Annotated in this window: 2 protein-coding genes; both read left to right on the plus strand. The window is 28.9% G+C overall.

Annotation, left to right across the window (positions count from 1 at the left end):
* The first annotated feature begins 60 nt into the window (after positions 1 to 60).
* Positions 61 to 942: a 5'-3' exonuclease gene (locus CN514_RS22295; RefSeq protein ID WP_098234452.1), complete on the plus strand. Its 882-nt coding sequence runs from the start codon at positions 61 to 63 to the stop codon at positions 940 to 942.
* A gap of 28 nt (positions 943 to 970) precedes the next feature.
* Positions 971 to 1,735 carry a DUF695 domain-containing protein gene (locus CN514_RS22300; protein ID WP_098234453.1) on the plus strand — a complete coding sequence of 255 codons (765 nt, stop codon included), beginning with the start codon at positions 971 to 973 and terminating at the stop codon, positions 1,733 to 1,735.
* Positions 1,736 to 1,820: the final 85 nt, after the last annotated feature.

Consider the following 1,820-nt stretch of genomic DNA (forward strand, 5'->3'; position numbering starts at 1 on the left):
TTTCAGTCGGATATGCTATCATTTTCATATTAAATAAATAGATATTAGGTGATTTATAAAATGGAAAATCAATCTTTATTATTAATTGATGGCTTTAACTTATTAAGTAGAGGCTATTTTGCAACTTCTTATGGGAGAAGTGATGAACAACTTTCTAAGACAAAAGATGGCGTTTATATAAATGCATTAAGAGTATTTATTCCTAAGCTTTTTAATTTAATTAAAGAACATGATATTACTCATCTTGCAATTACTTGGGATGTTAAACGTGAAGAAACGGATCGTCGAAATAAATATGATTTTTATAAAGCAACTCGTGGAGAATTACCATCACCACTTATCGAACAATATTTCACTTTAAAAACAGCATTAGAAGAAATCGGTATTGCTCAATTAGAAATGGCACCGTATGAAGCGGATGATTTAATGGGTACTTTATCAAATAATTGGTCTAATTCTGTTAAAAATAAATGCTATATTTATAGTAATGATCGAGACTTACTACAATTAATAAACGAGCATACATCTCAAATCATTGCTCAAAAAACTGGTGAAATTGTCTACTCCCTAGAGCACTTCAGTAATGATTATGGGATCCATCCGAAACAATGGGTTGATGTAAAGGCATTATTAGGTGATTCTAGTGATAATATACCTGGTTGCCCTGGAGTAGGAGAAAAATCGGCAATTCCATTAATTCAACTTTATAACTCAGTTGAAGAATTGTACGAGAATATGGAAAATCTTGATTCTAAATTTAATCGCTACAAAAAGAAATTAGAAGCTGGTAAGGACTCTACTTTTATTAGTAAAGAGCTTTCTGCAATAACAATTGATATACCTCATTTTGCTGAATATACATTTGAAGATTTAAAAATTAATATTAATGAAGAAAAATTGTCCCTTAAGCTTGAGGAATTAGAAATTCGTGTTAAGCGATAAAAGTCAAATTTATTTAGGAGAAATATAAATGTCTGAGTATTGGAATGCGTATTTTAGTTTTATAAATCATAAACCTGCTACTGTAGTATTGGATATGGAAGTAACTGAAAAAGTAAATATTGAAGATTATCCAACGATTGTTTGTATAAAACTACAATTAAAAAATCCAGACGAACGAGGTTTTCCTAGTAAACATGAATTAAAAGTTTTAGAAAAAGTTAATAAAGATATTGAAAAACGTATTAATCCAAAACTCTACCTTAATGTTGGAAGGGTTACGACTGATGGTTTTAGAGAACTTGTCTATTATACTTCTGAACAAGATCCTAAAATGCTTATTGAAGTTGCTGAACAAATTATCGAAGTGAATGATTACAAATTTGAAATGTATGGTATGGATGAAGAAGAACTATGGGAATATTATTTCGAATTTCTTTATCCAAACCATTACCATCTGCAGCATATAAGCAATGATGAATTAATTAGGCAATTACAAAGATCAGGTGACAAATTAAAATTACCTCGCAAAGTCGAACATTTCATTCTATTCAATGATGAAATAAAGATAAAAGAGTTTATTAGTGAAATAGCAAATGAAGGTTTTAATTTTGAAGAAAAGTATTCAAATATTGATAAAGATTTAGATGAAGATTATGAATTTACCATACGTATTTCTAGAATAGATCATGTTGATCTAGATAGCATCGATGAACTAACTGATTACTTAATCGAAACTTCAGAGCATTTCGGTGGTAATTATGATGGATGGGAAACTCTTGTTATCAAAGAATAAACATTAACTTCAGTATAAATAAAAGAACACTACAGTTTTTGAAGTACTAAAAAAGTAGTGTTCTTTTTTATTAATCATTAAGGAA

It is taken from the genome of Bacillus sp. AFS001701, assembly GCF_002559405.1.
Lineage (GTDB): Bacteria > Bacillota > Bacilli > Bacillales > Bacillaceae_G > Gottfriedia.

Coding starts and splice junctions, on each gene's coding strand:
- CN514_RS22295 (WP_098234452.1), top strand. CDS start 61: ATGGAAAATCAATCTTTATTATTAATTGATGGCTTTAACTTATTAAGT.
- CN514_RS22300 (WP_098234453.1), top strand. CDS start 971: ATGTCTGAGTATTGGAATGCGTATTTTAGTTTTATAAATCATAAACCT.